The organism is Limosilactobacillus pontis DSM 8475, assembly GCF_001435345.1.
Classification (GTDB): Bacteria; Bacillota; Bacilli; order Lactobacillales; family Lactobacillaceae; genus Limosilactobacillus; species Limosilactobacillus pontis.
The window spans coordinates 214,458-239,156 of record NZ_AZGO01000065.1 but is presented as its reverse complement, the minus strand read 5'-3'; the positions used below and the strand labels follow the sequence as shown (position 1 = coordinate 239,156).

The following is a 24,699-nucleotide window of genomic DNA, read 5'->3' as shown; positions in this document are numbered from 1 at the left end:
GGTAAGGCAACGGTTTTTGGTACCGTCATGCGCTGGTTCGAATCCAGCTAGCCCAATATTTGGTCCGTTGGTCTAGTTGGTTTAGGACGCATCCCTGTCACGGATGAGATCACGAGTTCGAGTCTCGTACGGACCGCTTACTTGAGTCTTGCTTAGCGGCAAGGCTTTTTTTGAAAATGGGCAATTCATCATGTTCTTTTAAGGGCGTGATGAATTGCCCATTTTTTTAGCTGTTAGTCGAACATACGTCAGGTGTAACATCCTAAATACTATTCCCATATTCCCAGAAGCGCGGTCATTAATGGCCGAGTAGTTCACAAACTTGTCCAGAAAGGGACGGTTTACTGTACAATAAGGGTAAATAAATAGTGAAAAGAGGGTCTGCATCATGTCTTTCCAACTAGTCTACCTGCCCAAGAGCGGGAACAAGAATTACTGGACCGTTAATAATTACTTCACCCACAAGGATAATCAGCACTTCTATTGGGACCAGTTGGAACAACTGTATGATGAATTTTCCCACCTCAAGAAGAAATTCCCAACCCTATTTGCCAACAAGCGTGATGACCGCTTCTATATCTATACCGACGATGCCCAGGAGGTGAGTCAGCTTGTTGCCCAACTTGCCGATACCGAGAAAGCCGCCGCACCAATACCGCAGTCAGCCGCAACACCAAAGCAATCGTCGCTACTGGCCGTCCCACCGAAGGGCTGCTACGCCATTGCTGCCCGGGTCGGCGGCACCATGTACTATTACAGCAGTAAGACCGGGGCCAATGGCGCGATGATTGGCCCCCAGGCCGGTGAGATTCGTTTCTGGAAGAAGAGCGACCTTGCCAAGGCGATGGCAACCGTTCGCGCCCTCAGCGTCAACGCCAAGTTTCTTCACCGGCTACCGGGCTTGCAACCCGCGATGCTGACGGTGATCAACGCGCGGACCGGGGCCGCCGTGTGGCCGATAAATAATCTCGACCAACCGACAACTCCTGAGCAGGCAGAGGAGGATGTTGCCACGAACGCCGCCCTGCTTGCGGAGGTCAAGCAACAGCTCAGTGATCACTTCAACCCGGATAAGCAGGAGTCAATTCAGAATGACCAGGGTTTTCGCTTCAACCCACCAGAGGTCGATCTGGAACGCTACGATGCCCGGAAGGTCTTTGATGCCTTGTGTTACCTGATTGCAGCCCTCGACCAGCGTCCCGCCGTCAACGAGCTGCTAAGCGTCTATGATAAGCTGATTCTCCAGGACTACCTGCATACGGCCGAGCTGGTTGGTAGCCACATCGACGGTGATGCCTTTGTTGCATCTCTCCACCAAATGCGGCAGCAGCGGCGTAAGATCAAGGACCTGAGCATCCTGTTGGACACGATCGATGAAAATATTGACCAGGCCCTAATCTTGAAGGGGTTACTCGGTCACCAGTCCTTACACAGCCAATACCACTTCCGTAATCGGGAACTGGGTGAACGGTTACTCACGATGATTAACCCCTCACTTGAGGATACGCAAATACCAGAAAATGATTGACAGTGGTTGATTATTAAGATAAGATTAGAGCAACATTAAAGAAAGGAAATGATTGTAATGATGAAAACAACTCTTTGACAAGGCTGGCATGACTGAGTAGGTTTACATCACTGGTGTAGGCTTACTTTGATTTGGTTAATATCAAACGGGGCCGATGCCAGACAATCATTTTATCAATAAATGATGAGTTGAGTGGCATCCTGTCATTCAGCTCTTTTTGTTTATGTGGACGCCCCAGGAAAAATTAAAATGGGGGAATTAACATGACAAATCCAGTTGAACAGAACATGTACTACGGTGAATTCGGTGGCCAGTACGTACCGGCCAATATCAAGGTGGCCTTGAATAAGGTGGCGGCGGCGTACCTGAAATACAGGGATGACCCCGAATTTAACAACGAGCTGGCCGGCCTGCTCAAGGACTACTCTGGCCGTGCCACACCGCTATACTACGCGACGGCGCTGACTAACTACCTAGGTGGGGCCAAGGTCTACCTCAAGCGGGAGGACCTGAACCACCTCGGCGCCCACAAGCTGAACAACGTCCTTGGCCAGATCCTGATTGCTAAGCGCATGGGGAAGACCCGGATCATCGCCGAGACGGGGGCTGGCCAGCACGGGGTAGCCACAGCAGCGGCTGCCGCCAGGTTTGGCCTGAAGTGCGAGATCTACATGGGCGCCGTGGACTGTGAGCGGCAGAAGCTCAATATCTTTCGGATGAACCTCCTGGGAGCCACGGTCCACCCGGTTCAGTCTGGCACCCGGACCCTCAAGGATGCCGTCAGCGCCGCCCTCGATGACTACGCCCACCATCTTGACGATACCTTCTACATCGTCGGCTCGGCGGTGGGCCCGTACCCGTATCCCCAGATGGTGCGCCACTTCCAGAGCATCATCGGTCGCGAGACCAAGCAGCAGGTTCTTGCCAAGGAGGGGCGGCTGCCGGATGCGGTAATCGCCTATGTCGGCGGTGGCTCAAACGCAATCGGGTCGTTTGCGGAATTCATCAATAGCTCCGGGGTTCGCCTGATTGGGGCCGAGGCGGCTGGCAAGGGGGCAGATACTCCAGACAACGCGGCCACGATGACCAACGGCCGGGTCGGCATCAGTGACGGGATGCGGTCCTACGTCCTGATGGATGACCACGACCACGTCCAGCCAGCCTACTCTATCTCGGCCGGCCTGGACTATCCCGGGGTGGGGCCAGAACACTCCTACCTGAAGGACACCCACCGCGCCGAGTATTACGCCATTACCGATGACGAGGCCGTTCGTGCCTTCCAGTTGCTGTCCCGCCTTGAGGGAATCATCCCCACCCTGGAGAGTTCGCACGCTATCGCCCAGGCAGTAAAGATGGTGCCGGGGATGGCTAAGGACCAAGTTGTGGTGGTCACGGTCTCCGGACGGGGTGACAAAGACGTCAACCAGGTGGCCGACTACCTGGGCGTCCAGGTTGACTAGGCCACCAAGGGCAGATGCAGTGTGCGCGCTCAATCCAATCGACTTTTAGGGAATCGTCACCACGACGGTTCCCTTTTATGATAGAATGATTATGTAACGTAACCGCTTACATATCAGACAGGAGTGATTTTAATGCACAAGATTGCTGTGATTGGTTTGGGGAACGTTGGGACGACGGTCGCCCACATGCTACTGATGGCGGGCCTGGTCGACGAACTGGTCCTGATCGACAAGAACGAGAAGAAGGTAGCCGCCGAGTACAATGACTTTGCCGACGCCTTCCCGCGGACAGCCCACTCGGCGGTGATCAAGCAAAACGACTATCGGGAGCTGGCCGATACCGATATCATCATTACCGCCTTTGGGGACATTGAGGCCACCAACCGGACCGGTGACCGCTTTGCCGAGTTGCCGATCAACAAGCAGAATGCCCGGGAGGTGGGCGCAAAGATCAAGGAGAGTGGCTTCAACGGTATCTTGATCAACATCTCCAACCCATGTGACGCCATCCTGGGTGTCCTCCAACAAGCGACCGGCCTGCGCTATGACCGGATCTTCGGTACCGGGACCCTCCTGGACACGGCCCGGATGCAGCGGGCGGTTGGTGAACACTTCCACGAGGCACCGCAGAACGTCGACGGTTACGTCCTTGGGGAGCATGGTAATACTCAGTTCACCGCCTGGTCGACGATCCACATCGACGGGATCCCACTGACCCAGCTGGCCGATGAGGGTAAGATCAACCTGGATAAACTGTCCGACAAGATCCGCCAGGGCGCCTTCACGATTATGGTCGGGAAGGGCTACACCTGCTTTGGGGTGGCTTCTTGCGCCATCACACTCGTCGAATCTATCTTTACCGATAAGCACGTGTTCTTACCGGTTTCACTCTTCATGGAGCGGTACGGCTGCTACATCGGCTACCCGGCCGTGATCGGGGCCAAGGGGATCGAGGCGATCCATCCGATCAAGCTGACCCCGGCAGAAGAGGAACTGTTAGACAAGTCGGCAGCGACGATCAAGGAAAAGACTAACGATTAAACTGTCAGAGCGACTCCATGGTGGGGCGCTCTTTTTGGTCCCGACCAAGTAAGTAGGCAGCTTCGTCATTACCAACATGCTATAATGTACTTACGAGGTGATATCATGCAAGAGATCAGCGGAGAATCAAAATTTTTTAAAAGTGGTAACTCTTTCGGCTTACGATTAACCAAGAAGGACAAAATAAAAATGCATGCTGAACCAGGGGATGAATATGAAAAAAACATTTCTCCTGATGGTCGTGTAATAACTTTTACCAAAAAGAAAAGTATCAGTAAGGACACCCAAGAGATGATAAACAGTATTTTTAATGAAGATGCTGACTTAATCGAAGCACTAAAAGACTTATAACATGAAATACCTAACCGAAAAAAATTCTGACGATCAACGAGCAGGTGATTAAGCGAGCTGGCGAGGGGAGCAATGGACTACAATACCAGGAAGGCTTAAGCCTCATTACTGAGCAGCCACAAATGATTATTTTTGGTAAGGAGCTATACCCAACGATTTGGCTCAAGGCAGCATACATAATGCAGAAGATTACTAAAAAGCATATTTTCGCAGACGGCAATAAAAGAACGGCTTACATTGCCACAAAATTATTCCTGATGAAGAACGACTACCACCTTATGGTCACAAAGAATGAAGGGATTGCCTTAATGCTTGGTATCACTACTCAAGATGATACCGAAAAAGTCATGCTGAAGGTTGCGGAATTTTTGAAAGAACATTCAAAACTAATATCAGGTTAAAGCCACCAATGATGAAAATCAGCGGTGGTTTTATTTTCATGTTTAATACATTTTCATATAAGAACACCGCAGATAATGTCGTCGTCATGTCTAAAGATAACTATGACGCCATCATGGAAACCCTCAGTGTGAACTCAAACGACTACCTGATGCGAAAGCTCGCGCGTGGGGATGAACAATTCAAAAACGGTGGCTTTAAGCAGCATGAGTTAATTACAGAGGATGACAATGATTAAATGTTGGTCTGATGACGCCTGGAATGACTATATGTATTGGCATGACCAGGGTCAGAAAAAAGTCATCAAGAAGATTAATAAGTCAATCAGGGATATCGACCGCCATCCCTTTGAGGGTCTGGGGAAGCCCGAGCCACTGCAATATAACCTTTCGGGAAAGTGGTCACGAAGGATCAATCTTGAGCACTGTTTGATCTATACGGCCGACAAAGAAAACATCTACATTTATTCATGCAGGGATCATTATTAATACTGAGCCGCTAGCCAAATCAAAAAAGATCGTCCGTGTAAATTACTTGACGATCTTTTTAGCATTTAAACACACATATATGATTATTAGGGAAGCCCGCGCTCGCGTTAGCAACCTGTCATTAAAATTATAGTTTTAATGTGACAGAAATGAAAAAGCCCTAGCCAAGCCGTGAATTATCATGCTCAAACGTCACATCATCTTCGTGGTGTTTAATCGCCCACAAACTAACCTGGTGCAAGATTGGTGCGATTGTTTTTCCTTTCTCCGTCAGCGAATAAACAACCTTGAGCGGCATTTCATTGTACTGGTGACGATTAACGATCGAGTAGTCAAGCAATTCCTTCAACGCCAGCGACAAGGCCTGGTCATTAGCATCTGTCAGCTGACGAAGTTCCTTATGGCGCATTGGCCCGTGTGTCATCAACGAGCAGATTATCCGTGTCTTATACTTACCAGCAAATGCTGAAATACCGTATTCTAACGGTGATCGGTGAATCTTTCGCATATTAAAACCCCTAAAATAAAAGAGAATGACTTTGCTGCCATTCCTTTTATAACGAATCTGTACTGTTTACGCAAGGTGCTTGCCGAAGAATTGTTCTGCCGCCGCGATTGCCTTGCTGCCGTAGATCATCCCCGGACCACCACTCATCATCATGCCAACCTTGATCGTTTCGATGATTTCTTGTTCCGTGGCGCCTTTCTTAATGGCGCTGTCGGTATGCGACGTGATACAGCCCTCACAACGAATGGCAATCGATACGGCCAGCGCCATCAGTTCCTTCGTCTTGGAATCAATGGCACCATCAGCGACCGCATCCTTGTGCATAGCCATGAAGCCCTTAGCCGTATCGCCGGTATTCTTGAACAGGGTCACTTCGTTGGCGGCGTTTTCGGCGAGGACGTCGGGATAATGCGTTACCCGGTGTGTATCAGAATAATAGCCCATAATGATCATTTCCTTTCTAAAGTATCTATTATCATTGTAACACTTTTTCTGAAAGCGCTATCGTACCCTGGCAGTTCCTTAAAGGTAATCAAAAAAGCCGCGCAACGATTAGCTCGTCAGCGCGACTCTTAGGCTACTATTCGTCGATCTGCTTAAGCTCAGTTCGGCAATAGTAGCAATTGATGTGACCATACTTCTTCAGCATGCCCTTAACCTGGCTATGACTGAATTCGTAGTGCTCATGGCAGTTTGGACACACAAAATATTCTTTTTTAGTTAATAATTTCAATAGCGTCCCCATTGTTTTTCAAACTCCTCTAATTTATATCACAATTACCTTATCACCTATACACCAGTCGACCATGGCAGGCAAGCATCCCATATTTTGTCATTTAGAATTAATATTTGTAATCTTTGCCTTAATGCATCTCTAGTAAACGCTTCACCCAACTATGTTACAATGGTACTAAATAGTCTTACGAGGAAGGAAATGCAATGCAAACAGTTAAGATTGGCACAACAACCCTGCCCGCCGTCGGGATCGGTACCTGGCATATCGGGGATGATCCCGTCAAACGCCCCGCCGAGGTCCAGGCGATCCGAAGCGCCATCGATCACGGTGCTCGGGTAATCGACACGGCCGAGATGTACGGGATGGGCCGCACCGAGGAGGTTGTCAAGGAAGCCATCGAGGACTATATGCGCGACCAGCTCTACATCATCGACAAGGTCCTCCCGGAGAACGCCAGCCACCACCTCCTGGAGCGCAGCCTCGACCAGAGCCTGCGTCGGGTCGGTACTGACTACTTTGACCTCTACCTCCTCCACTGGCGGGGAACGGTCCCGTTAGCGGAGACCGTCACGGAGCTGGAACGGATGGTGGCCAAGGGGAAGATCCGCTCTTGGGGCGTCTCCAACTTTGACGTCGCCGACCTGGAGGAACTCTGGCGGCTCCCCGCTGGCCAGCACTGCGTTGCCAACGAGGACCTCTATAACCTCGACGAGCGGGGGATCGAGTTTGACCTCCTCCCCCTAATGAAAAAGCATGCCCTGCCCCTGATTGCCTACTCACCATTGGCCCAAGCCGATACCATCTCCGGTCGGTTGAGTAGCGACCCCCTCTTGCAGGAGCTGGCGACCAACCACCAGGTCAGCATCTACCAGATCATGCTCGCCTGGACCCTGCGTCATGGGGGCGTCCTGACCATCCCCAAGGCCGGAAACCCCACGCATGCCATCGCCAATGTTGAGGCGGGAGATATTAGCTTTACTCCTGACGAACTGGACGCCCTGGCCAAACATTTCCCAAAGCCGACCAGTAAGCAACCGCTGGCCACCATTTAAAAAGCAATGCCACCCGGCTAGCACCATTGAGTGTTAACGGGTGGCGTTAATTTTACTTCTGCTTGGCCAGCATCACGTTGCCGTTGGCGGGATTACCGTACACGACGTACTTGCCGCTGAGCTTGACGACCGGGGTGGCCGCGCCGAGCTTCAGGCCCCGAACAAGGTAATCGCCGTCGCACTCTCCCACCTTTTCAAACAGGGCAGGGATGAGCTCCTGGTCGGTGATGATCACCTCAAATTCACCATCGACCCCGCCGTTGCTAAACTGTACCGTGGTCCCGTCGGCTCGTTCCAACGTCACCTGACCGGTAGTGGTTGATTGTTTAATCTCTTGTTGCATTATCTAGTGCTCCCCTTCCTCGTGGTCGTGCTTGAGCTGGGCGAGGAGTTCCCGGTCACGATCGGTGACAACCCGCTGCCCGGCATCCCCCTGCCAGTCATAGAAGCCCTGGCCGGATTTTATCCCCAGTTTACCATGGTCAACCAGCTTTGCAAGGGTCGGGTCGGTCCCGGTCGAATTGGCCAGGTCCGCGTAGAGGTAAGAGCTGATGTTCTTGAAGACGTCCAGGCCTCCCAGGTCGGCACTGGCAATCGGCCCGACCAGGTTCCACCGCCGGCCGAGGCTGTACTTGATGATGTCATCGACGGCTTCCGGGCTGGCGATCCCCTCGTCAACAATGTGGAAGGCTTCCCGGAGGACGGCCAACTGAATCCGGTTGCCGACGAAGCCGAGGGCCTCCTTCTTGAGTGGTACGGCGTGCTTACCGATCTTGTTCATCAACGCCACCGTCAGGTCAACGGTCGCCCGACTGGTGTCCTTACCGGGGACCACCTCTACCAGTGGCATTAGCTGGGCGGGGTTCCAGAAGTGGGCGACCACGAACCGCTCAGGATGGGCGAGGACGCTCTGCAGGGCGGTTGGGCTCAACCCCGACGTGTTGGTAGCTAAGACCGTTTCTGGGCCCACCTGATCCTCGATTTCCTGCCAGACCGCTTGCTTGACCTGCTGGTCCTCGACGATCGACTCGATCACGAAATCAGTATCCCGACAGGCCGCCGCCAGGTCGGTGGTCAGCGTGATCCGGCTCAGGATAGCTTCCGGTTCCTCATTCAGCAACCCGGCCCCCTGAAAGGTTTTCAGGTCATGGGCAATCGCCGCCTGACCGTGTTGGAGTCCGGCTTGCGAGTGGTCATACAGGCGGACCGGGTAGCCGGCTAGGGCAAACTGGAGGGCCGTCGCATGGCCCATCGTCCCAGCACCAACATTGGTAATCGTTTTGATGTCTGTTAGCTTCATCTGATAACACCCCTTTGTTCATTTGATAACTTAATTATACCATTCCCCGGACCGGAAACGGGGAATATGGTACCATGGCAGGGGAAGGTGATTGGATGACAGACAAACACTTAAAATACATCAGCAAGAAGATGTCCTACGCTCTCCGTCACAACCCGGACAAGTACGGCATTCAGCTCGACGAGTACGGCTACACGGACCTTGCCCACTTCATTGCCGCCCTCAACCGGGTCCACCACCTGGCATTGACCCGGGATGGCATTACAGCAGTCCTCACCCACAGCGATAAGCAGCGCTTTGCGATCAGGGGCGACCGGATCTGCGCCCTGTATGGCCACTCGATCCCGGGCATCATCCACCACGGAACCGCCCGCCGTTTCCTGCCTAGTATCAAGGAGTTGGGGCTGCTGCCGATGCAGCGGCAGTTCGTCCACCTCTCGACGGATACGCAGACGGCGCGGCAGGTCGGCGCCCGCCATGACAGCCAGCCCGTGATTCTGATGGTCGATACCCAGGCGGCCCGGGCGGCGGGGGTGCATTTCTACGTCGGTAACGACCAGGTCTGGCTAGCCGACGAAATTCCGGCCCGGTTTTTGCATGGTTGGCCAAAAAATCAGAAAATTCCTAGAAAAGGGCTTTACGAATCCCCCTTTTCTTGATAATATAATATTCGTTCGTTGCGAACGGATATAACTTCGGAAAATAGCTCAGCTTGGTAGAGCACCTGGTTTGGGACCAGGGGGTCGCAGGTTCGAATCCTGTTTTTCCGATTTTTTATTTTTAAACGAAATTAGCGCCCGACCGCAGTAGCAGTCAGGCGCTTTTTCATTACATTCGTTTACGCAGGTGCGGCGTCAGCCAAAGGGCCAGGGCCCCACCGATGACTCCCTGGAGGAGGTTGCCACCGATACTCAGGATCCCGACCATCCAGGTGTGGTACATGAGGGAGTCACTGAAGAAGTAGCAGGCGGCCATGACCACCACCCCGCAGGCCAGGGCCAGGCACTGGTAGCCGCGCCAGCTACCGGCCCGCTGCCCCAGGTAGCCGGTCGTCAGCCCCTCCAGCCCATGGGCAGTCAGGGAGAAGAGGGCATATTGGGGATAGCCGGACAAAAGGTCCAGAAACATCCCCCCGAAGCCCCCGACGGCCGTTCCGTAAGCGGGACCCAGCAGCAGCGCCGCAATCAAGATTCCGGCGTCACAGAGGTTAATGTAGCCGTGAGTCCAGGGAATCGGGATAACGAAGAAGCGGCCCAGCACCACCGAGAGGGCCAGCAGGAGGGCCGCCAGGGTCAACCGCCGTAAGCGTTCGTTTCTCATTGGCCACCCTCCTCACGCTGGTTGAAGGGGTCCCAGCTGTACTTGGCCCGAGGACCACCGATGTACTTCGGCCGTGAAGACAGGTAGGTCGTATGGGCCGCGCCGATCGTCTTCACCGACGTTCGCACCGGAACCTGGACGAACTTGACCTGCATCCCGATGGCGGTGTCGCCGATGTCCATCCCGGCCTGGGCCTGGATGTGCTCGACCTCGATCGGGTCTTCGAAGTTCTCAAAGGCCGCAATCTGCCCAGCACCACCGGCGTGGATCTGCGGGTAGACCATGACCTGCTCGAGGCCGTGTTCCTTGGCCACCGCCCGCTCAACTACCAGGGCCCGGTTGATGTGCTGACAACCCTGGACAGCCAGGTGAATGCCCAGCGGTCGCAGGGTATCGAGAATGGTCTTGACGATTGCCCGGCCAATCTCAATGCTGGAGTCGTTGCCGATTTGCTCTCCCTGGACCTCGCTCGTACTTAGGCCAAGGACGAAGATGTCGCCGGCCTGCAGGTGGGCCTGGTCGAGCAGTTCACTCAGCCCCTGCTTAGTTGCTTGCTTGACTTGGTTCAAATCTACCATCTAATCAATCACGCTTTCTCTAACATTTTTCTCATCAATCATTAATTATTTTAGCACAGACAAAGAAAGCCGTCACCTCGCACGCGAAATGACGGCTAATGTTCTTATCGTGGGTCCGGATCGGCCCGCTTGACCAGCTGCATGATCAAGTAGTCTCTGGCATCCTTCTCCGACATCTTGACCCCGTTGATCATTACCGGGCCGTCGTTGAGCTCGGTGGCATCCACCTTGCCCTTCAGGATCCGGTCGACCAGGTCCGGGTTATCATAGTACCGATCGAGCAGTTCCGTCGTGGACAGCTGCCGTAAGACCTCGGCGTAGGCCTTATTCTTCTCCATCCGCATTATTAAGACTCCCTCTCATTTAATTTTACCTCTTATTATATCACTTTTGTCGTATAGGGCGTGAATAACGACGCGGTTGTCAGGATACGGTATAATAGACATATTACCAACAATGGAGTGAGAAGATTGGAAGCAGATAAGTACCTCAAACTGATCAATGAGGAGTTGGCCAAGCTCCCCGACTACGTCAATGAATACTACCTCGGCACCAGCCATGCGGTCACGACCACCTACCAGTACCTGACCGAGATCCGCCGCTTCTTCGACTGGCTGCGGGTCAGTGGCCTGGTCAAGGCCAGTGACAACCGGAGCATCCCCGTCGATGCCCTGGCCCAGCTGCGGCGCAACGACATCATGCTCTACATCGACCAGCTCAAGCACAGCACCAACGCCCAGGGCCACCTAAACTCACCAACCTCGATCAACCGGTCGATCAACGCCCTGCGCTCCCTCTTCAAGTTCCTGACGGTCACCGCCGACGTCAAGGATGGCGAGCCCTACTTCTACCGCAACGTCATGCTGAAGATCGACTCGCTCAACGACACCAAGACCCTGAACTACCGGGCCCATACCCTGGCCTCGCACATGTACCGGGGGCAGATGAAGTTCGACTTTATCCACTTCATCGAAAATGAATACCCCAAGCGCTGCGATAAGCGGGCCCGGGAACCATTCAAACATAACCGGGAGCGCGACATCGCCATCATCACCCTGATCCTTGGTACCGGGGTCCGGGTCTCCGAGGCCGCCAACGTCAATCTTGGTGACCTCAACCTCAAACAGCAGCTGCTCGACGTCACCCGAAAAGGTGGCCAGCGTGATTCCGTACCAATTGCCCCCTGGGCCGTTCCCTACCTGAAGAGCTACCTGGCGATTCGGGCCCAGCGCTACCACGCCGTCAAAAAGGACGTTGCCTGTTTTCTAACCGTCTACCACGGGGAGACCCGGCGGATGACCGCCAACGCGATCGAGCGAATGGTCAAGAAGTACTCGACCGCCTTTGGTCACCCCCTGACCCCCCACAAGCTCCGCCACACCCTGGCCTCGGAGCTCTACGACGTCACCAAGGACCAGGTCCTGGTTGCCCAGCAGCTGGGACAGAAGGGGACCTCGGCAACCGACCTCTACACCCACGTGGATCAGAAACAGCAACGCCAGGCCCTCCAGGAGATCAGCGACCACCCCGACCAACATTAGGGCTGGTGAATGTAATCAGTTATTACCTGCCCGCGGCCTATTATTGTATAATACTAACTAGCACTTTCAAGGGAGAGAATCTAATGTTATATGATGCAGCTTTGGTCCTGGAAGGCGGGGCATTTCGGGGACAGTATACCGCCGGCGTAGTCGATGCCTTCCTGGCCCACCACATTGAATTTCGCAGCGTGATCGGGGTCTCGGCCGGGTCGCTGTGCGGGGCCAACTTCGTCTCCAAGCAGTACGGGCGGCCGGCGATGATCAACATCCACCACCGCCACGACCGCGACTACATCTCGATCACCCACCTCCTCCACCGGCAGAGTATCATCAACCTCGACTACCTGTTTGAGGGCCACGGTTGGCAGTGGCTGAACTTCAACGACGAGGCCTACCGGCGTTCCGCCTCCCACTTCACGGCGGTCGCCACCAGGTTAACCGATGGTAAGGCGGTCACCTTCACCGACCCGGTCGGCGACGACTTGACCCGGGTCCTGAAGGCCTCCTCGTCGATGCCGATCATCTCCAAGCCCCAGCGGACCAGCCAGGGCCTCTGCATGGACGGCGGGGTGACCGACTCGATCCCCTACGACGTCGCTGAGCGGCAAGGTTATAAGAAGATCGTCATCGTTCGGACCCGGGACATCAACTACCGGAAGAAGCCGACCAGCCGCGCCCTAGACCGGCTCTTCCACCGCTATTACCCCGACTACTCGGCCTTCGTCAAGGCGGCGATCGCCCGGCCGGCAGTCTACAATCAGCAGGTCGAGGAGGTCAACCGCCGCACTAAGGAGAAGGAGTTCTTCACCATCGCCCCCCAGCACCCAGTCAAGGTCAGTCGGATTGAGGGCAACACCAAGAAGTTGGTCAAGCTGTACGAGATCGGCAAGCAGGAGGCCAACCTCATCCTGCCCCAATTAATTAAATATCTAGACCGCTAAGGGGAGCCCAACGAGGGATGCCCGTTCAGGTCGTAAAACCCGTAAGTCTAATCGGCGACTTACGGGTTTTACTTTGCCCCACTTTTGTCCCCCACCAGGCAAAACAAAAGGCTGGGAAATAAGCGCGCCCTTAGCGTCTAGCTACGAACGAAGGCCGACGCCTCTAGCGTCAGCCTCCATTCTAGGCTAGCCGTACAGGGCGCCAAGAAGCTTATTTTCCAGCCGCCAGGGAGGCGATTGACTTTAGTTATGACGACGACGGAAGCTGAACATCGACATCAACGCGCCAATTAAACCGAGACCAACTAACGCGGCACCATTGTCACTACCCGTTTGTGGCAACTCCTGAGTACTTGAGTTTGTTACTTCAGAGAACTCGCCATTAGTACTTGCCGAGTCGGTGTTGACCGATGCAGTCGATTCAGCCTGAATGAGTGCACTTGGTGCGACAGCGGTATTCTTAGTAGGTGCAACAGCTGAGTTAGCAGTAGCGTCCTTAGTTGCTGAACGCATAGCTGCGTTGTTGATGGAACTAGTATTTGAAGTACTTAACCTAGTTGCTGTCGTAGCGTTGGAAGTGGCGTTCTTGGATGGAGCTACAGTAGGGCTTGCACTAGGTGCGGCAGAGTTAGCACTGGAAGCGGTACTTGATGATGGTGCAACTGCAGAGCTTGAAGCCGAACTCGATGCTGAGCTGGTAGCACTGGATGAGGCCGAACTGTTGTGGTACTTGATAGCGGCCAGCTTGTTCTGGGCCGTTGTGAGAGCGTCCGTGGCACTCTTAACTTGGTCCGTTGCCTGAGTTAGTAATGACTTTGCTGTAGCAAGAGCTGCGTTGGCCTTGTTCAAGAGCGCCTGCTTAGCAGACTGGAGCCGGGACTTAGTCGTCGCAACTAACTGCGTGGTCTGCTTAACTTGGTTTTGAGCGACCTTCAAGTTCTGGCTAGCGTGAACTAAGTTGTTGTACTTAGCCTGAGCGTCGGACAAAGCCTGCTGACTGTTAGCTAATTGAGCCTTGGCGTTACCCAATGTTACCTTAGCTTTAGTTTGGGCCGTCTTAGCATTGACCAAGGCCGTTTGGTCAGTGGCGAGCTCTTGTTGAGCATTTTTCAAGGTGTTCTGATCAGTTACACCAGGTTGCTGAGCTTGGTGCAGAGCTGATACAGCTTGCTCGTAAGCAAGCTGAGCATCATCTTGAGCCATCTTAGCGCTGGTAACTGCGTTTTGGGCCGTTACAACCTGCTCAGTGGCCTGAGACTGTTTGAGTTGAGCACGATATAATTTCATTGGAGCGTCATTCAAGGCATTTAGAGCGGCAGTATGAGCAGCCTCTGCAACTGCTTCCTGAATTTTAGCAGCGCTTAAGGTGTTTTGTGCATCAGTAACAGCTTGTTGTGCATCAGTAACAGCTTGTTGTGCATCAGTAACAGCTTGCTGCAACTTAACTGGATCTGGTGCAACTGATGATGGATCAGTAGAATATGTTGTTTTTGCTAGCTGCATATAAAGACCATTTGGATCGTGAAGTCCCAAGTAATTATACTTATCTTCACCATCTTTAACTTTAACCACACCGTCAGATATATTAAATAGGTAATAATTCATTTGCCCATCGCTTAATATACCCATTCCTAGTGCCTGCTCATCAAATTTATCATCTTTCATATGCATCAATTGATAGGCAAGTGCAAAGGGATTAACACCAAGTGCTACTTCGCCATCCTGTCCAAATGAATTAAAGTCACCTATGCAACAATTAACGACTCCTTGATAGATCGCACGTTTTAAAGCATTTAAGGTAAAAGTACGAGTTTTAAGACCATCTCGATAAGTTAAAAAATTACCATTAATATCCTGAAGAAAACCACTAAAAAAGGGACTATATGAGGTCACGCCATATTTACGCGCAACCTGTTCATCATCGTTATCTCCTCACTCAAACACATATGAACAGTCAATTGCATAGTCAACAGCCCCACGATTAACTATTAATGGTTTATGTCCAAACCTCTCACGAATAGGATTAATTAGACTTGCAAAATACCGGGTTAATTGAATCATCAAATTTTCTGGTAATTTTATGCCTGGGCCAATGGTGTATTTAATCTTTTCATCTGCTGGATTATTCACCCAGGAGTTCAGCAACTTATTGCCTTCGTCTTCGTAATTTTTATCGACTTCTGCATCGTCCCCCTTTTCTTTTACTTCTTGGTACCAAGAATCAGGCAAATTAATAACAGAATTTTGATTCTTTTGCGCATCTTGTGCATTCGTTAATGTATTCTGAGCACTCTTTAATGTATTTTGAGCACTCGTAACAGTCTCCTCCGCTTTGCTCAGCGCTGCCCGTTTATTAGCTTCTTCACTCTTCGCATTATCCAGTGCTATCTTAGCGGTCGTAACGTTTTGATCAGCCGTCGTCTTAGCACTTTGGGTCGTAGTAACATTGTTAGTAGCAATCGTAACTTGGCCATTATCAAGGGCAGTCTTTGCCGTGTTGACCGCGTTTTGTTGCGTCGTTGTGTCGGCTGGCGTGCCCTTGCTCAAATTGTCAACTTGGGCTTGGTCAGCGTTGACCTTGTTTTGAGCACTTTGAACGGCTTGATCAGCATTAGATGCAGCCGTCTGTGCTGAAGTGACAGCTTGACTGTTTTGGTTGACCGTGGTTTGAGCGGTGGTAACCGCTTGACTAGCACTGGTCATGTTAGCTTCGGTGGCGTTTTGAGCTTGGGACTGAGCCTGACTGTACAAGTTGTTGGTGTGGTTCATGGCGTCTTGGGCCTGGCTAACCGCGGTTTGGGCATTGGATTGGGCCGTCGTTGCAGAGTCAACTTGACCTTGCGCTTGAGACTGTGCAGCTTGGGCGCTGTTCAAGTTAGTTTGCGCTTGGTTGACTGCTTGTTGGGCCTGTTGCTCTTCGGAAACCTGCGCTTGTGCTTGATCGGTAGTTAGAGGCTTAGAAACGCCGGCAGCATGGGCATTGTGTACCCCCCAGTGTTACAGCGGCTAAAGCGGCAGTAGTGAGCATAACACTCTTCTTAATTGAATTAGATCTGTTATATGTCATAATAATATCTCCCTCACGAATGTGTTAATTATTACACTATTTATTATAGTATCTAAACAATCAAAAGTCCTTGACCACAAGAAAGTTCTGTCACTCACTGAAGAAATCATCATTTAGCTGTTAACAAAATAGGTAAACAAGACTAAACGACGATTAATCAAGGGCTTATTTTTGCTACCAGGGTTAATGCAAGCGAGCAGCCAACCTACCCCAATTAATTAAATATCTGGACCGATAAGTGTTATACTTAGGTCAGCAATTGAACAGTCGCATTAGGAGTGTCCGTGGACCGGACTGAGATACGCTCAGTAAGCGTGGATCCTAGAACCTGTGAGCTAGTACTCGCGTAGGGAAATGCAGTCGCAAGAACCGGCAATCAGGGAAGACTTGATTGCCGGTTTATTTTTTAGGAAGAAGTGGTTACAAGATGAAGATTACTAACCTCCCCATCCCCCCATCCCCCTTATCGACCGGGTGCGGGCGCAAAACCCGGTCGTGCTGACGGTCGCTAACAGCGTCACCGCCGGCAAGGTGGCCGATGCCCTGAGCACCAGCGGGGTCAGCCCAATCATGTCCCAGGCACCTGAGGAGGCCACGGCGATGGTCAACCTGGCCGACGCCATCACCATCAACCTCGGCACCATCGACCAGGCCCAGCTGACGTTGATCCAGGCAATTCTGGACGCCAACGCGGGACAGCGACCGGTGGTCCTCGACCCGGTCGCCGTTGGCAGCAGCGCCTACCGGTTGACGATCGCCAAGCAATTGCTGGCCGACTACTACTTTACCGTCATCCGGGGCAACGCCAGCGAAATCGCGGCCCTGGCCGGTTTCGCCGCCAGCGGGCACGGCATCGACACCGGGAATGACCAGGACAACCCGGTCATGGTGGCCAAGCTCTGCGCTCACGCCTACCACACCTGCGTCCTCCTCACCGGGGCCACCGACGTCGTGACGACATGCTCCCCAGCCTGACCGCCGCCTACCTGGCCAGCGGTGACAACCCCCTTGCCAGCAGCGCCCTGGTGGCCACGGCCTTCAGCCTGGCCGGGGCGGTCGCCGCTCAGCACGCCGCCGGGCTCGGGAGCTGGCAGGCCCATTTCTTTGATGAACTAAGTCAGCTGACCAGCGACCGTTTCGCCGCCCAGCTGAATTACGGAAAGGATGATAACAATGACGAATGATTTTCCCCAGGCCCTGACAATTGCCGGGACCGATAGCGGTGGCGGTGCCGGAATCACCGCCGACTTCAAGACGATGCAGGAGCGCCACGTCTTCGCAACGATGGTGGTGGTCGCGGTGACCGCCCAGAACACCCTGGGCGTCCAGGATGCCTTCCCAATGCCAATCAAGATGGTACGCCGCCCTGGCCAGCGACCTGAAGATCCGCGCCTGCAAGACGGGGATGCTGGCGGATGCCGACCACGTACGGGCCGTGGTCCGGAACCTAAAGAAGTACGACTTTGGTCCCCTGACCGTTGACCCAGTGATGATCGCCAAGGGTGGTGCCCCCCTGCTCAGTGAGGATGCCATCAGCGTCGTCCGCGACGAACTGGTGCCGCTGGCCGACCTGGTCACCCCCAACCTCCCCGAGGCCGAGAAGCTGACCGGGATGACCATCACCACCGAAGACGAAATGGTCGCGGCCGGTAAGCGGCTCCAGGACATGGGCGCCAAGAACGTCATCGTCAAGGGCGGCCACTTTAATAGTGAGGCCGCGGCCAACGACTTTGTCCTCCTCGCCGACGGCCGCCACTTCTGGCTGACGGCGCCCCGGGTGGCCACCCACAACACCCACGGGACCGGGGACACCATCTCGGCCTGTATCACGGCGGAACTGGCCAAGGGCCGCTCGATGGAGGAGGCCATCCGGACCGGGAAGGCCTACGTCGAGGCGACAATTCGTGACGGGATCAATGTCGGTCACGGTCACGGGCCCCTCAACCACTGGGCCCAGATCGAGGGGGATGTGCAATGATGAAGTTCGCTCCTAATATACTCAAGTTTTACCTGGTCGGCGGCAGCCAGGACGTCGGCAACGACCCCGACCGCTTCCTCTACGACGTCGAAACGGCCCTGGCGGCGGGGGTCACCGCCTTCCAGTACCGGGAGAAGGGTGGCTCCCGGCTCGACCACGCGGCCACGGTGAAGATGGCTACCCGGCTCCGCAACCTCACTCGTCAGTACCGGGTCCCCTACTTCATCGATGACGACGAAGAACTCGCCCTCCAGGTGGGGGCCGATGGGGTCCACGTCGGCCAGAAGGACCAGCGGATCGAGACGGTCATTCGGCGGGCGGCCGGCAAGCTGATGATTGGCTATTCCTGCAACACCGCCGCCGAGATCGCCCGGGCTAACCAGCTGCCAGCCGTGGACTACGTGGGGGCCGGCCCAGTCTTTCCGACCAACTCACTTAGGCCGATGCCGACCCGGCCCTCGGCCTAAGTGAGTTGGCCCGGCTGAACGCCGCCAGTCACCATCCCCTGGTGGCCATCGGCGGGATCAGCGCGGCCAACCTCCCTGCCACCCTGCAGACGGGGGTCGCCGGGGTCGCCGTCATTTCGATGATCCTCGCTAGCCCTGACATTACTGCCACGGTCAAGGCGATGCGGGTCGCCTACCAAAGCAAATAAAAAAGCTGGGCCAGCAACCCAGTTTTCCTATAGCTTAGCGACCTCCTCTGACAGGGTCAGGAGGATAAAGCAGGCGACGATGAAGGTCACCAGCAGGAGGACGTAGCGCTTCTGCGGATCCTTTTTCATGTCAATCACCCCCTTCCCACCATTATAAGGCTCGCCGGACAAATGGTGGACAGCCAAAAGGGAATGCGCTAAATTAGGATAGAAGGAGGAGAAATGATGGCAGAAGATCAATACCAATACGACGACCAGGGCTTCCGTGAAGACCTGAAGGACCGCGACGACGTCCTCCACCAGCCGGACGCCGACCGGTCGCAGTGGGAAATCCACGAATTGGACTATGACCAGACAGTCGCCGTCCTGACCGACAAGGCGGCCGTCAAGCCGGACATGCAGTTCAACGACCAGGTCCTCGACCGTGTCCGCCAGGAGCTACCGAAGATTGACGACACGGCTGTTGACAAGGTCATCGAGGACAAGTACCAGCAGATCCTGCTGGCCCGCTACAACGTCGGCCAGGACGAGAACATCACCATCCATGATGATGACCCGCAGAAGTAAAAAATGGTGCCCAAATGGACACCATTTTTTATTATGCGAAAAAGGACTTGGTCTGCAGCCACTTGGACAGGGCGATTGAGATCGCGACTCCCATCGCCAACGGCAGGAAGGCGGAGAAGTTCAGGTGGCAGACCTCAAACAGCATGAACATCGCCATCAGCGGTGCTTGCTGGGAGGCCGCTAGCAAAAAGGCCGCGCCGAGCACGGCTGCCTGAGCCATCGTCACCCCGGGGATGAAGCTGACGTAGACCATCCCGGCGAAGGCCCCGATGACCGCACCGACCGCGATTGACGGCGTCAGGACACCACCGTAACCACCGCACTTCATGACGAACAGGGTCACCAGCACCTTGGCGACCAGGCCGAAGAGCAGGGCCAGGATCACGGCCTTGCTGTGGGTGGTCGTATTCATCGCCAGCTGGGCCAGACCCCGGCCGTTACCCATGATCTGGGGGAAGAAGGCCGCGATCCCACCGGTGACGGCGGCCACGGCCGGCAACTGGGCCAGGACGTTGACCGTGGTGGCCCGGTGTGCCTTGGCCATTCCAATGTACTTCTTGAAAAGTGTGCCGAGGAGGCCACAGACCAGGCCGAGGAAGAGGGCCAGCGGCAGGATCTGCAACTGGAAGGTCTTGGAGCCAACCAGGTAGTATGGCTGGTAGCCCTTGACGATCGACCCGATCAGCGTCGCAATCACCGACATGGTCAGGCTGACGGCGATGACCCGGGCGTTGATCTTCTTGTACAAAAGCTCCATGCAGAAGACGGCCCCGGTGATCGGCGCGATATAGACGCCGGCAAACCCGGCCCCGGCCGCGGCGGCAGTGATCATCCGCCGGTCTTCGGCGTCCAGGCCGAGGAACTTATTGTCGTGGAAGTGGTCCTCCCACTTCTGGGCCAGGGCGGCGCCGGCTTCCCGTGGCGCCAGTTCCCGACCAATTGAATTACCAGTCCCAACAAAGAAGATCTGGGTGTAGACGTGAATCAGGGTCTTGACCAGGGGCATGCGTTGGCCGTCGACGGCCTTCCCCAGCTTGACCGGCTTATAGTGGCGCTGGAGGAGATACCAGACGATGGCGGCGATGATCCCCCCGACCAGGACCGAGGTGAATCGCCGCATCCCCCCGGCCGAGACGTCGACGGGAACTAGGTTGCTCTCCTGAAAGTGCAGAAACAGCTTTTCGGTTAGATCCAGGGCCACGCTGACCAGCAGGGAGCTGAGGCCCACGATGATGCCCAGGGCCACCGTCGCAATCGCCAGTGGCAGGTTCTTGATTATCTTTGCCATTCTCTTCTCTCCAAACATTAATTTAAATCGGTAATTATTTTAGCACGTTTGCCCATAACTTACAGGTCCATTCTTGTTTTATCCCCCCGCAAATCGTTATAATAGAAGCAATTTGACGAAATCCTAGGTGAAAACAACAAGATGAAAAAACAGCAGAATGTATTAATGGGGACCGGCTGCTGGCTGGTCTTTGCCGTCTTTCTTTGGGGTGTCTGGCAAAACGCCGGCTGGGTCCACCGACTCGACCGCTTTGGCTACCGGCTCCTGCAACCCACGACGCCCTTGCACACCCACTTCTTCACGGTGGTCACCCACCTCGGCGACCCGATCCTCCTCCTCCCCCTTTCCCTGGTTGTCCTCGCCATCTGCTGGTGGCGTCACCAGCGTGGCCGGGGACTGTGGTTTGCCGGCCTCGAACTCGGCGGCTACTGCCTGGTAATCGCCGTGAAGTACACCATCCTGCGACCCCGTCCTGACCATAAGCTGATCCCCGCCAACGGCTTTAGCTTCCCCAGCGGACACACCTTCGCCACCACGGTCTTTTTCTTCGCTATCCTGTCCCTGCTTTGGCCCCACCTTAAGCAGCGTTGGCAGCGCGTCACCGGCGGAATTCTGACGGCGGTCTGGATCCTGCTGGTGATGGCCTCCCGGGTCTACCTACGCAACCACTTCACCAGTGATGTCCTGGCCGGCCTGTTCCTGGGCACGGGCTGGTGGCTCCTGGCCACGACCGCCCTGGAGCACGCTACTCATCGTCACCAAATTGGTGGTTGAAAACGTTTGATAGGCCGGTATAATTATTAATGAATGAGAAGATAATTGGAGGAATTGGCATGAAAAGCCGATTTAAGATTGGAATACTTTTTACAATTGGGTTCACCCTATTGCTTACCCTGTTCTGGACGAGTCCGGTCTCCGCGGATCACGTAACCACCGTGCCCGACACCAGCCAGAGCAGTAAGAACGTTTCTGCGGTCGATGACAGCAGCACGTCCAGCAATCAGGATAACAACACGAATAAGAATGCCAGCGCGGACACCGACACTAAGGCCAGCAAGGCTAAGACCAATAAAACGAGCCAGAGTTCATCATCCCGGTCCACCGATAGCTCAAACACCGCTAGTGCCAGTGATAAGAAGGCAGCCAGCAGCTCAAGTTCGGCTACCACGAACAATGCCGCCAGTGATGACCAGGCAACGGCAACAGTTACCGTACCGGTCGTCAGCAGCAACCAACCGGTAACTAATCAATCCAGCACGGATCAGACCAGTGCCGCGGATACCAAGAAGGTCACCCTGACGACCCCCAGCGGATCCCAAGTGATCCACCACCAGGACCTGGATCAGCTTGCCCTCCTACCCCAAAGTAGCAAGGAAACCCTGCTCCTGACCGGCGGGGTGGTCGCCCTTGCATGGGTACCGGCAGTCGTCGTAATCTTCAACGCTATCATTTAAATCACCAAACCGGGTCGCAGCCTAACCGCCGCAGCCCGGTTTTTTTAGTCAAAAAAGGTGGCCAGCAAAGAGGGATGCTCTCCGCTGGTCACCCATGTAAGTAGGTAGGCAATCACTACCTGTCCTGTATTTTAACAGTGATTTTTTAATTACGCAATAGACTAAACATATAATTAAATGAGCGGTTACTTGGTCGCTTTCGCCACCGCCTGCTGGCCGAGAAGGTTGATGAAGTTAAACGGCCGGTCAAAGTTTGGCTGGAAGAGCATGTCAACCATCGCCATGAAGTCAATCGTGTTCCGGTTCTGAATCATCACTGAAACGGCGTTGGCGTACATGGAGATATCATAGCTGCTCATGAATTGGGCGCCGAGGATCTGGTTATTGCTCCGGTCCCAGACCACCGTCCCGATCACCGTCGCGTTGGTCGGCATGAATTCCGGCCGGTAGTTATCGGTAAAGGTAACGGCATCGGCATCGAAGCCGGCCGCCTTGGCACTGGCCAGGGTCATCCCCGTCGAGGCCATCGCGTGGTCATAGAGCTGGAGGCCAGACGTTGACTGGGTCCCCATGTAGGTCATCGTGTTGCCAAAGAGGTTCGTCCCCGCAATGACCCCCTGCCGGACCGCGTTGGTGGCCAAGGGAACATAGGCCTCATGGTTGGTTGGGTTATAGTGAACCGCCACTGCATCGCCAGCGCCGTAAACGTCGGGATCCGAGGTCTGCATGTAGGCGTTGGTCTTGATGGAGCCGTCCGGGTTGAATTCCAGCTGACCCTTGAAGAGGGTGGTGTTGGGCCGGAAGCCAATGCAGAGGATCGCCATGTCGGCCGGGTAGCTGCCCTTGTTGGTGTTGACCGTCACCCCATGACCATTGTCCGTAAAGCCGGCCACCATCTCGCCAAAGGCCAGTTTGACGCCGTGTTCCTCAAAGTCCTTGGTGACGATGTCCGTATACTTGGCGTCGTAGTACTTACTGAGCAGGCGGTCGTTGCCGTCAATCAGGGTGACGTTCTTCCCCTGCTTGCTGTAGGCCTCAACCAGCTCGACCCCGATGTAGCCACCACCGATCACCACGACGTTCTTGGCGTCCTTGGCGACTTCAAACAGCTTCTTGGCATGGTTGTAGTTCTTGCAAAGGTAGACATTCGGGTTGTCAATTCCCGGCAGGTTCGGGATGATCGGCCAGGAACCGGTGGTGACCATCAGCTTGTCGTAGTGGTCCTCACTGCTGGTCCCGGTAGTGAGGTCCTTGACCGTCAATGACTTGTTCTTCAGATCAACACTGGTAACCTCATGCCGCAGCTTGACGTCGGCCCCCAACTTGGTCAAGAGGGCTGGGCTGGAGTAGAACATGTCGTCAATGTCCTTGGTAACCCCACCGAGGTAGGTGGCGATCCCACACGACAGGAATGAAACATTGTCGTTCTTCTCGTAGATAGTTACCTCCGCATCAGGGTGATTGCTTAACACTTGATTAGCAGTGATTGTTCCGGCGTGCGTACAGCCAACGATAACGATCTTCATTTGAAAAGCCTCCTCAGCTTACAAATACGGACTATTTGTCCATGATTGCGTTTCCACGTTCATTATAACAAAGTGCCCCGTAAAATGGTAGTGCCTGTGCTTGCCATTTTCACTATCATTTGATAATCAATCACCCACTAAATTAATGTTGCCAAGATACCGCGCGACCGGTAAAGTAGAGGGTGATTATTATTGAAGGAGTACTGATTATGGAACAAGTTTTTCTAATGACCCTTACTGCAATCTTTATCATCGAGAGCTTCGTTGAGATTCGCTACTTTGCCCAGATCCGCAACATCTTTGTCCGTTCCGGCCGGGTAACCCCGACGCCGCGGGTACAGCGGATCATCAGAATTGAGAATATGTGGTCCTGGATATCTTGGATCTTCCTCTTCCTGCTCTTCGTCCTCCCCGACTTCTACACAATGCTGGTGATCTGCGTGATCACCCTGATTGAAACCTGGGTCGTCTACGAGCTCTACAACGCCCGCACCTACGCCGAGAAAATTAACAAATAATAAAATAGGATCAGCCACTTCACTTTGCGGTTGATCCTATTTTTTATGCGTTGTATCAGGTTAGCCGTGGATCCCCAGGGCCAGGCGAGCAAAGCGGCTCATCTTTGAGATGTTCCAGGCCGGCTCCCAGACGAGGTTGATCTTGCACTCCTCGACCGCATCGACGCTCAGGACTGCTTGCGTGATCTGTTCGTTTAAGAGGTCACTGAGTGGGCAGCCCATGGTCGTTAGGGTCATTGTCACGGTGCAGACCCCAGCATCATCCACCCGGACGTCGTAGATCAGGCCCAGGTTGACCAGGTCGATACCCAGCTCCGGGTCGATCACCTTCTTCAGGGCGTCCATGACCTGGTTTTCGATCGGTGAAAACGGGGTTGCTCCTTCATCTGCCATTACTGTTCCT

At 54.2% G+C, this 24,699-nt stretch carries 29 protein-coding genes, 2 tRNA genes, 2 pseudogenes and 1 riboswitch; of the genes and pseudogenes, 21 read left to right on the top strand and 12 right to left on the bottom strand.

Going from position 1 to position 24,699, the window contains the following annotated elements; translation table 11 throughout:
• Positions 1-61: 61 nt before the first annotated feature.
• The 8 genes from FD34_RS08110 (at position 62) to FD34_RS08075 (ending at position 5,267) form a co-directional block, all read left to right on the top strand.
• Positions 62-136: transfer RNA gene (locus FD34_RS08110), tRNA-Asp, on the top strand.
• A gap of 252 nt (positions 137-388) precedes the next feature.
• Positions 389-1,528, top strand: a complete 1,140-nt coding sequence (locus tag FD34_RS08105; protein WP_057808323.1) for a hypothetical protein — start codon at positions 389-391, stop codon at positions 1,526-1,528.
• Between the two features lie 263 nt (positions 1,529-1,791).
• Positions 1,792-2,988, top strand: coding sequence for a tryptophan synthase subunit beta (gene trpB / locus FD34_RS08100; RefSeq protein ID WP_057808322.1), 1,197 nt, complete (start codon positions 1,792-1,794; stop codon positions 2,986-2,988).
• A 132-nt stretch (positions 2,989-3,120) separates the two neighbouring features.
• On the top strand, positions 3,121-4,029 hold the full coding sequence (locus tag FD34_RS08095; RefSeq protein WP_057808321.1) for an L-lactate dehydrogenase: 909 nt from the start codon (positions 3,121-3,123) through the stop codon (positions 4,027-4,029).
• A gap of 105 nt (positions 4,030-4,134) precedes the next feature.
• Positions 4,135-4,380, top strand: coding sequence for an AbrB/MazE/SpoVT family DNA-binding domain-containing protein (locus tag FD34_RS08090; protein WP_057808320.1), 246 nt, complete (start codon positions 4,135-4,137; stop codon positions 4,378-4,380).
• Positions 4,381-4,424: 44 nt separating this feature from the next.
• Complete coding sequence (locus FD34_RS08085) at positions 4,425-4,781, top strand: type II toxin-antitoxin system death-on-curing family toxin (RefSeq protein WP_420814148.1); 357 nt, start codon at positions 4,425-4,427, stop codon at positions 4,779-4,781.
• Positions 4,782-4,867: 86 nt separating this feature from the next.
• Entirely contained in the window at positions 4,868-5,017 is a 150-nt protein-coding gene (locus FD34_RS08080; RefSeq protein WP_152936730.1) for a hypothetical protein, read from the top strand.
• Positions 5,010-5,267 carry a Txe/YoeB family addiction module toxin gene (locus tag FD34_RS08075; RefSeq protein WP_057808317.1) on the top strand — a complete coding sequence of 86 codons (258 nt, stop codon included), beginning with the start codon at positions 5,010-5,012 and terminating at the stop codon, positions 5,265-5,267. The genes FD34_RS08080 and FD34_RS08075 overlap by 8 nt, the downstream gene beginning before the upstream one ends.
• Before the next feature lie 160 nt (positions 5,268-5,427).
• Here FD34_RS08075 and FD34_RS08070 read toward each other — a convergent pair whose 3' ends face one another.
• Entirely contained in the window at positions 5,428-5,775 is a 348-nt protein-coding gene (locus tag FD34_RS08070; RefSeq protein WP_057808316.1) for a winged helix-turn-helix transcriptional regulator, read from the bottom strand.
• Positions 5,776-5,841: 66 nt separating this feature from the next.
• Positions 5,842-6,219 carry a carboxymuconolactone decarboxylase family protein gene (locus FD34_RS08065; RefSeq protein ID WP_057808315.1) on the bottom strand — a complete coding sequence of 126 codons (378 nt, stop codon included), beginning with the start codon at positions 6,217-6,219 and terminating at the stop codon, positions 5,842-5,844.
• A 495-nt stretch (positions 6,220-6,714) separates the two neighbouring features.
• On the opposite strand from FD34_RS08065, the gene FD34_RS08060 reads away from it, so the two are divergent.
• Entirely contained in the window at positions 6,715-7,563 is an 849-nt protein-coding gene (locus FD34_RS08060) for an aldo/keto reductase (RefSeq protein WP_057808314.1), read from the top strand.
• A 52-nt stretch (positions 7,564-7,615) separates the two neighbouring features.
• Here the strand turns inward: FD34_RS08060 and FD34_RS08055 are convergent, their stop codons facing one another.
• Together FD34_RS08055 and FD34_RS08050 are read right to left on the bottom strand one after the other, a co-directional pair.
• On the bottom strand, positions 7,616-7,906 hold the full coding sequence (locus FD34_RS08055; protein WP_057808313.1) for a hypothetical protein: 291 nt from the start codon (positions 7,904-7,906) through the stop codon (positions 7,616-7,618).
• A gap of 3 nt (positions 7,907-7,909) precedes the next feature.
• Positions 7,910-8,863, bottom strand: coding sequence for a 3-hydroxyacyl-CoA dehydrogenase family protein (locus FD34_RS08050; protein WP_057808312.1), 954 nt, complete (start codon positions 8,861-8,863; stop codon positions 7,910-7,912).
• 95 nt (positions 8,864-8,958) lie between these two features.
• Here FD34_RS08050 and FD34_RS08045 point away from each other — a divergent pair, with 95 nt between their 5' ends.
• Positions 8,959-9,522, top strand: a complete 564-nt coding sequence (locus FD34_RS08045) for an RNA 2'-phosphotransferase (protein WP_083479949.1) — start codon at positions 8,959-8,961, stop codon at positions 9,520-9,522.
• Between the two features lie 37 nt (positions 9,523-9,559).
• Positions 9,560-9,633 (top strand) — tRNA-Pro (locus tag FD34_RS08040).
• Positions 9,634-9,691: 58 nt separating this feature from the next.
• Here the strand turns inward: FD34_RS08040 and FD34_RS08035 are convergent.
• From FD34_RS08035 to FD34_RS08025, 3 genes are all read right to left on the bottom strand, one after another.
• Positions 9,692-10,183, bottom strand: coding sequence for an ECF transporter S component (locus tag FD34_RS08035; RefSeq protein ID WP_057808310.1), 492 nt, complete (start codon positions 10,181-10,183; stop codon positions 9,692-9,694).
• Positions 10,180-10,761, bottom strand: a complete 582-nt coding sequence (locus FD34_RS08030) for a TIGR01440 family protein (protein ID WP_057808309.1) — start codon at positions 10,759-10,761, stop codon at positions 10,180-10,182. The genes FD34_RS08035 and FD34_RS08030 overlap by 4 nt, the downstream gene beginning before the upstream one ends.
• 104 nt (positions 10,762-10,865) lie before the next feature.
• Positions 10,866-11,105: a hypothetical protein gene (locus FD34_RS08025; protein ID WP_057808308.1), complete on the bottom strand. Its 240-nt coding sequence runs from the start codon at positions 11,103-11,105 to the stop codon at positions 10,866-10,868.
• 126 nt (positions 11,106-11,231) lie between these two features.
• On the opposite strand from FD34_RS08025, the gene xerS reads away from it, so the two are divergent.
• Positions 11,232-12,302 carry a tyrosine recombinase XerS gene (gene xerS / locus FD34_RS08020; protein ID WP_057808307.1) on the top strand — a complete coding sequence of 357 codons (1,071 nt, stop codon included), beginning with the start codon at positions 11,232-11,234 and terminating at the stop codon, positions 12,300-12,302.
• A gap of 83 nt (positions 12,303-12,385) precedes the next feature.
• Positions 12,386-13,243: a patatin-like phospholipase family protein gene (locus FD34_RS08015; RefSeq protein ID WP_057808306.1), complete on the top strand. Its 858-nt coding sequence runs from the start codon at positions 12,386-12,388 to the stop codon at positions 13,241-13,243.
• A gap of 243 nt (positions 13,244-13,486) precedes the next feature.
• On the opposite strand, the gene FD34_RS08010 is transcribed toward FD34_RS08015, so the two are convergent.
• The gene (locus FD34_RS08010; protein ID WP_057808305.1) at positions 13,487-15,136 is read right to left on the bottom strand and encodes an LPXTG cell wall anchor domain-containing protein; all 1,650 of its coding nucleotides are present in this window, start codon (positions 15,134-15,136) and stop codon (positions 13,487-13,489) included.
• A gap of 39 nt (positions 15,137-15,175) precedes the next feature.
• On the bottom strand, positions 15,176-16,117 hold the full coding sequence (locus tag FD34_RS08005; RefSeq protein ID WP_057808304.1) for a hypothetical protein: 942 nt from the start codon (positions 16,115-16,117) through the stop codon (positions 15,176-15,178).
• Between the two features lie 457 nt (positions 16,118-16,574).
• A riboswitch (TPP riboswitch) is annotated at positions 16,575-16,680 on the top strand.
• A gap of 104 nt (positions 16,681-16,784) precedes the next feature.
• On the opposite strand from FD34_RS08005, the gene FD34_RS08000 reads away from it, so the two are divergent.
• The 5 genes and pseudogenes from FD34_RS08000 to FD34_RS07980 all read left to right on the top strand — a co-directional run bounded on the left by FD34_RS08000 (position 16,785) and on the right by FD34_RS07980 (position 19,510).
• The gene (locus FD34_RS08000) at positions 16,785-17,285 is read left to right on the top strand and encodes a hydroxyethylthiazole kinase (protein WP_162255402.1); all 501 of its coding nucleotides are present in this window, start codon (positions 16,785-16,787) and stop codon (positions 17,283-17,285) included.
• Positions 17,270-17,494, top strand: coding sequence for a carbohydrate kinase family protein (locus FD34_RS07995; protein ID WP_057808302.1), 225 nt, complete (start codon positions 17,270-17,272; stop codon positions 17,492-17,494). The genes FD34_RS08000 and FD34_RS07995 overlap by 16 nt, the downstream gene beginning before the upstream one ends.
• Positions 17,484-18,288 (top strand): annotated as a pseudogene (thiD, locus tag FD34_RS07990) (bifunctional hydroxymethylpyrimidine kinase/phosphomethylpyrimidine kinase). The gene FD34_RS07995 and the pseudogene thiD overlap by 11 nt, the downstream one beginning before the upstream one ends.
• Positions 18,288-18,943, top strand: a pseudogene (thiE, locus tag FD34_RS07985) (thiamine phosphate synthase). Before thiD ends, thiE begins: the two co-directional pseudogenes overlap by 1 nt.
• A gap of 225 nt (positions 18,944-19,168) precedes the next feature.
• Positions 19,169-19,510, top strand: coding sequence for a hypothetical protein (locus tag FD34_RS07980; protein WP_057808301.1), 342 nt, complete (start codon positions 19,169-19,171; stop codon positions 19,508-19,510).
• 31 nt (positions 19,511-19,541) lie between these two features.
• Here the strand turns inward: FD34_RS07980 and FD34_RS07975 are convergent, their stop codons facing one another.
• Positions 19,542-20,798 carry a chloride channel protein gene (locus FD34_RS07975; RefSeq protein ID WP_057808300.1) on the bottom strand — a complete coding sequence of 419 codons (1,257 nt, stop codon included), beginning with the start codon at positions 20,796-20,798 and terminating at the stop codon, positions 19,542-19,544.
• 141 nt (positions 20,799-20,939) lie between these two features.
• Here FD34_RS07975 and FD34_RS07970 point away from each other — a divergent pair, with 141 nt between their 5' ends.
• Together FD34_RS07970 and FD34_RS07965 are read left to right on the top strand one after the other, a co-directional pair.
• Positions 20,940-21,572 carry a phosphatase PAP2 family protein gene (locus FD34_RS07970; protein WP_083479945.1) on the top strand — a complete coding sequence of 211 codons (633 nt, stop codon included), beginning with the start codon at positions 20,940-20,942 and terminating at the stop codon, positions 21,570-21,572.
• Between the two features lie 59 nt (positions 21,573-21,631).
• Positions 21,632-22,252 (top strand): hypothetical protein, encoded by a 621-nt coding sequence (locus tag FD34_RS07965; RefSeq protein ID WP_057808298.1) that lies wholly within the window; start codon positions 21,632-21,634, stop codon positions 22,250-22,252.
• 185 nt (positions 22,253-22,437) lie between these two features.
• Here the strand turns inward: FD34_RS07965 and FD34_RS07960 are convergent, their stop codons facing one another.
• The gene (locus FD34_RS07960) at positions 22,438-23,778 is read right to left on the bottom strand and encodes an FAD-dependent oxidoreductase (protein ID WP_057808297.1); all 1,341 of its coding nucleotides are present in this window, start codon (positions 23,776-23,778) and stop codon (positions 22,438-22,440) included.
• A 209-nt stretch (positions 23,779-23,987) separates the two neighbouring features.
• Here FD34_RS07960 and FD34_RS07955 point away from each other — a divergent pair, with 209 nt between their 5' ends.
• Entirely contained in the window at positions 23,988-24,296 is a 309-nt protein-coding gene (locus FD34_RS07955) for a hypothetical protein (protein WP_057808296.1), read from the top strand.
• A gap of 60 nt (positions 24,297-24,356) precedes the next feature.
• Here FD34_RS07955 and FD34_RS07950 read toward each other — a convergent pair whose 3' ends face one another.
• Positions 24,357-24,689, bottom strand: a complete 333-nt coding sequence (locus tag FD34_RS07950) for a metal-sulfur cluster assembly factor (RefSeq protein WP_057808295.1) — start codon at positions 24,687-24,689, stop codon at positions 24,357-24,359.
• Between the last annotated feature and the right edge of the window lie 10 nt (positions 24,690-24,699).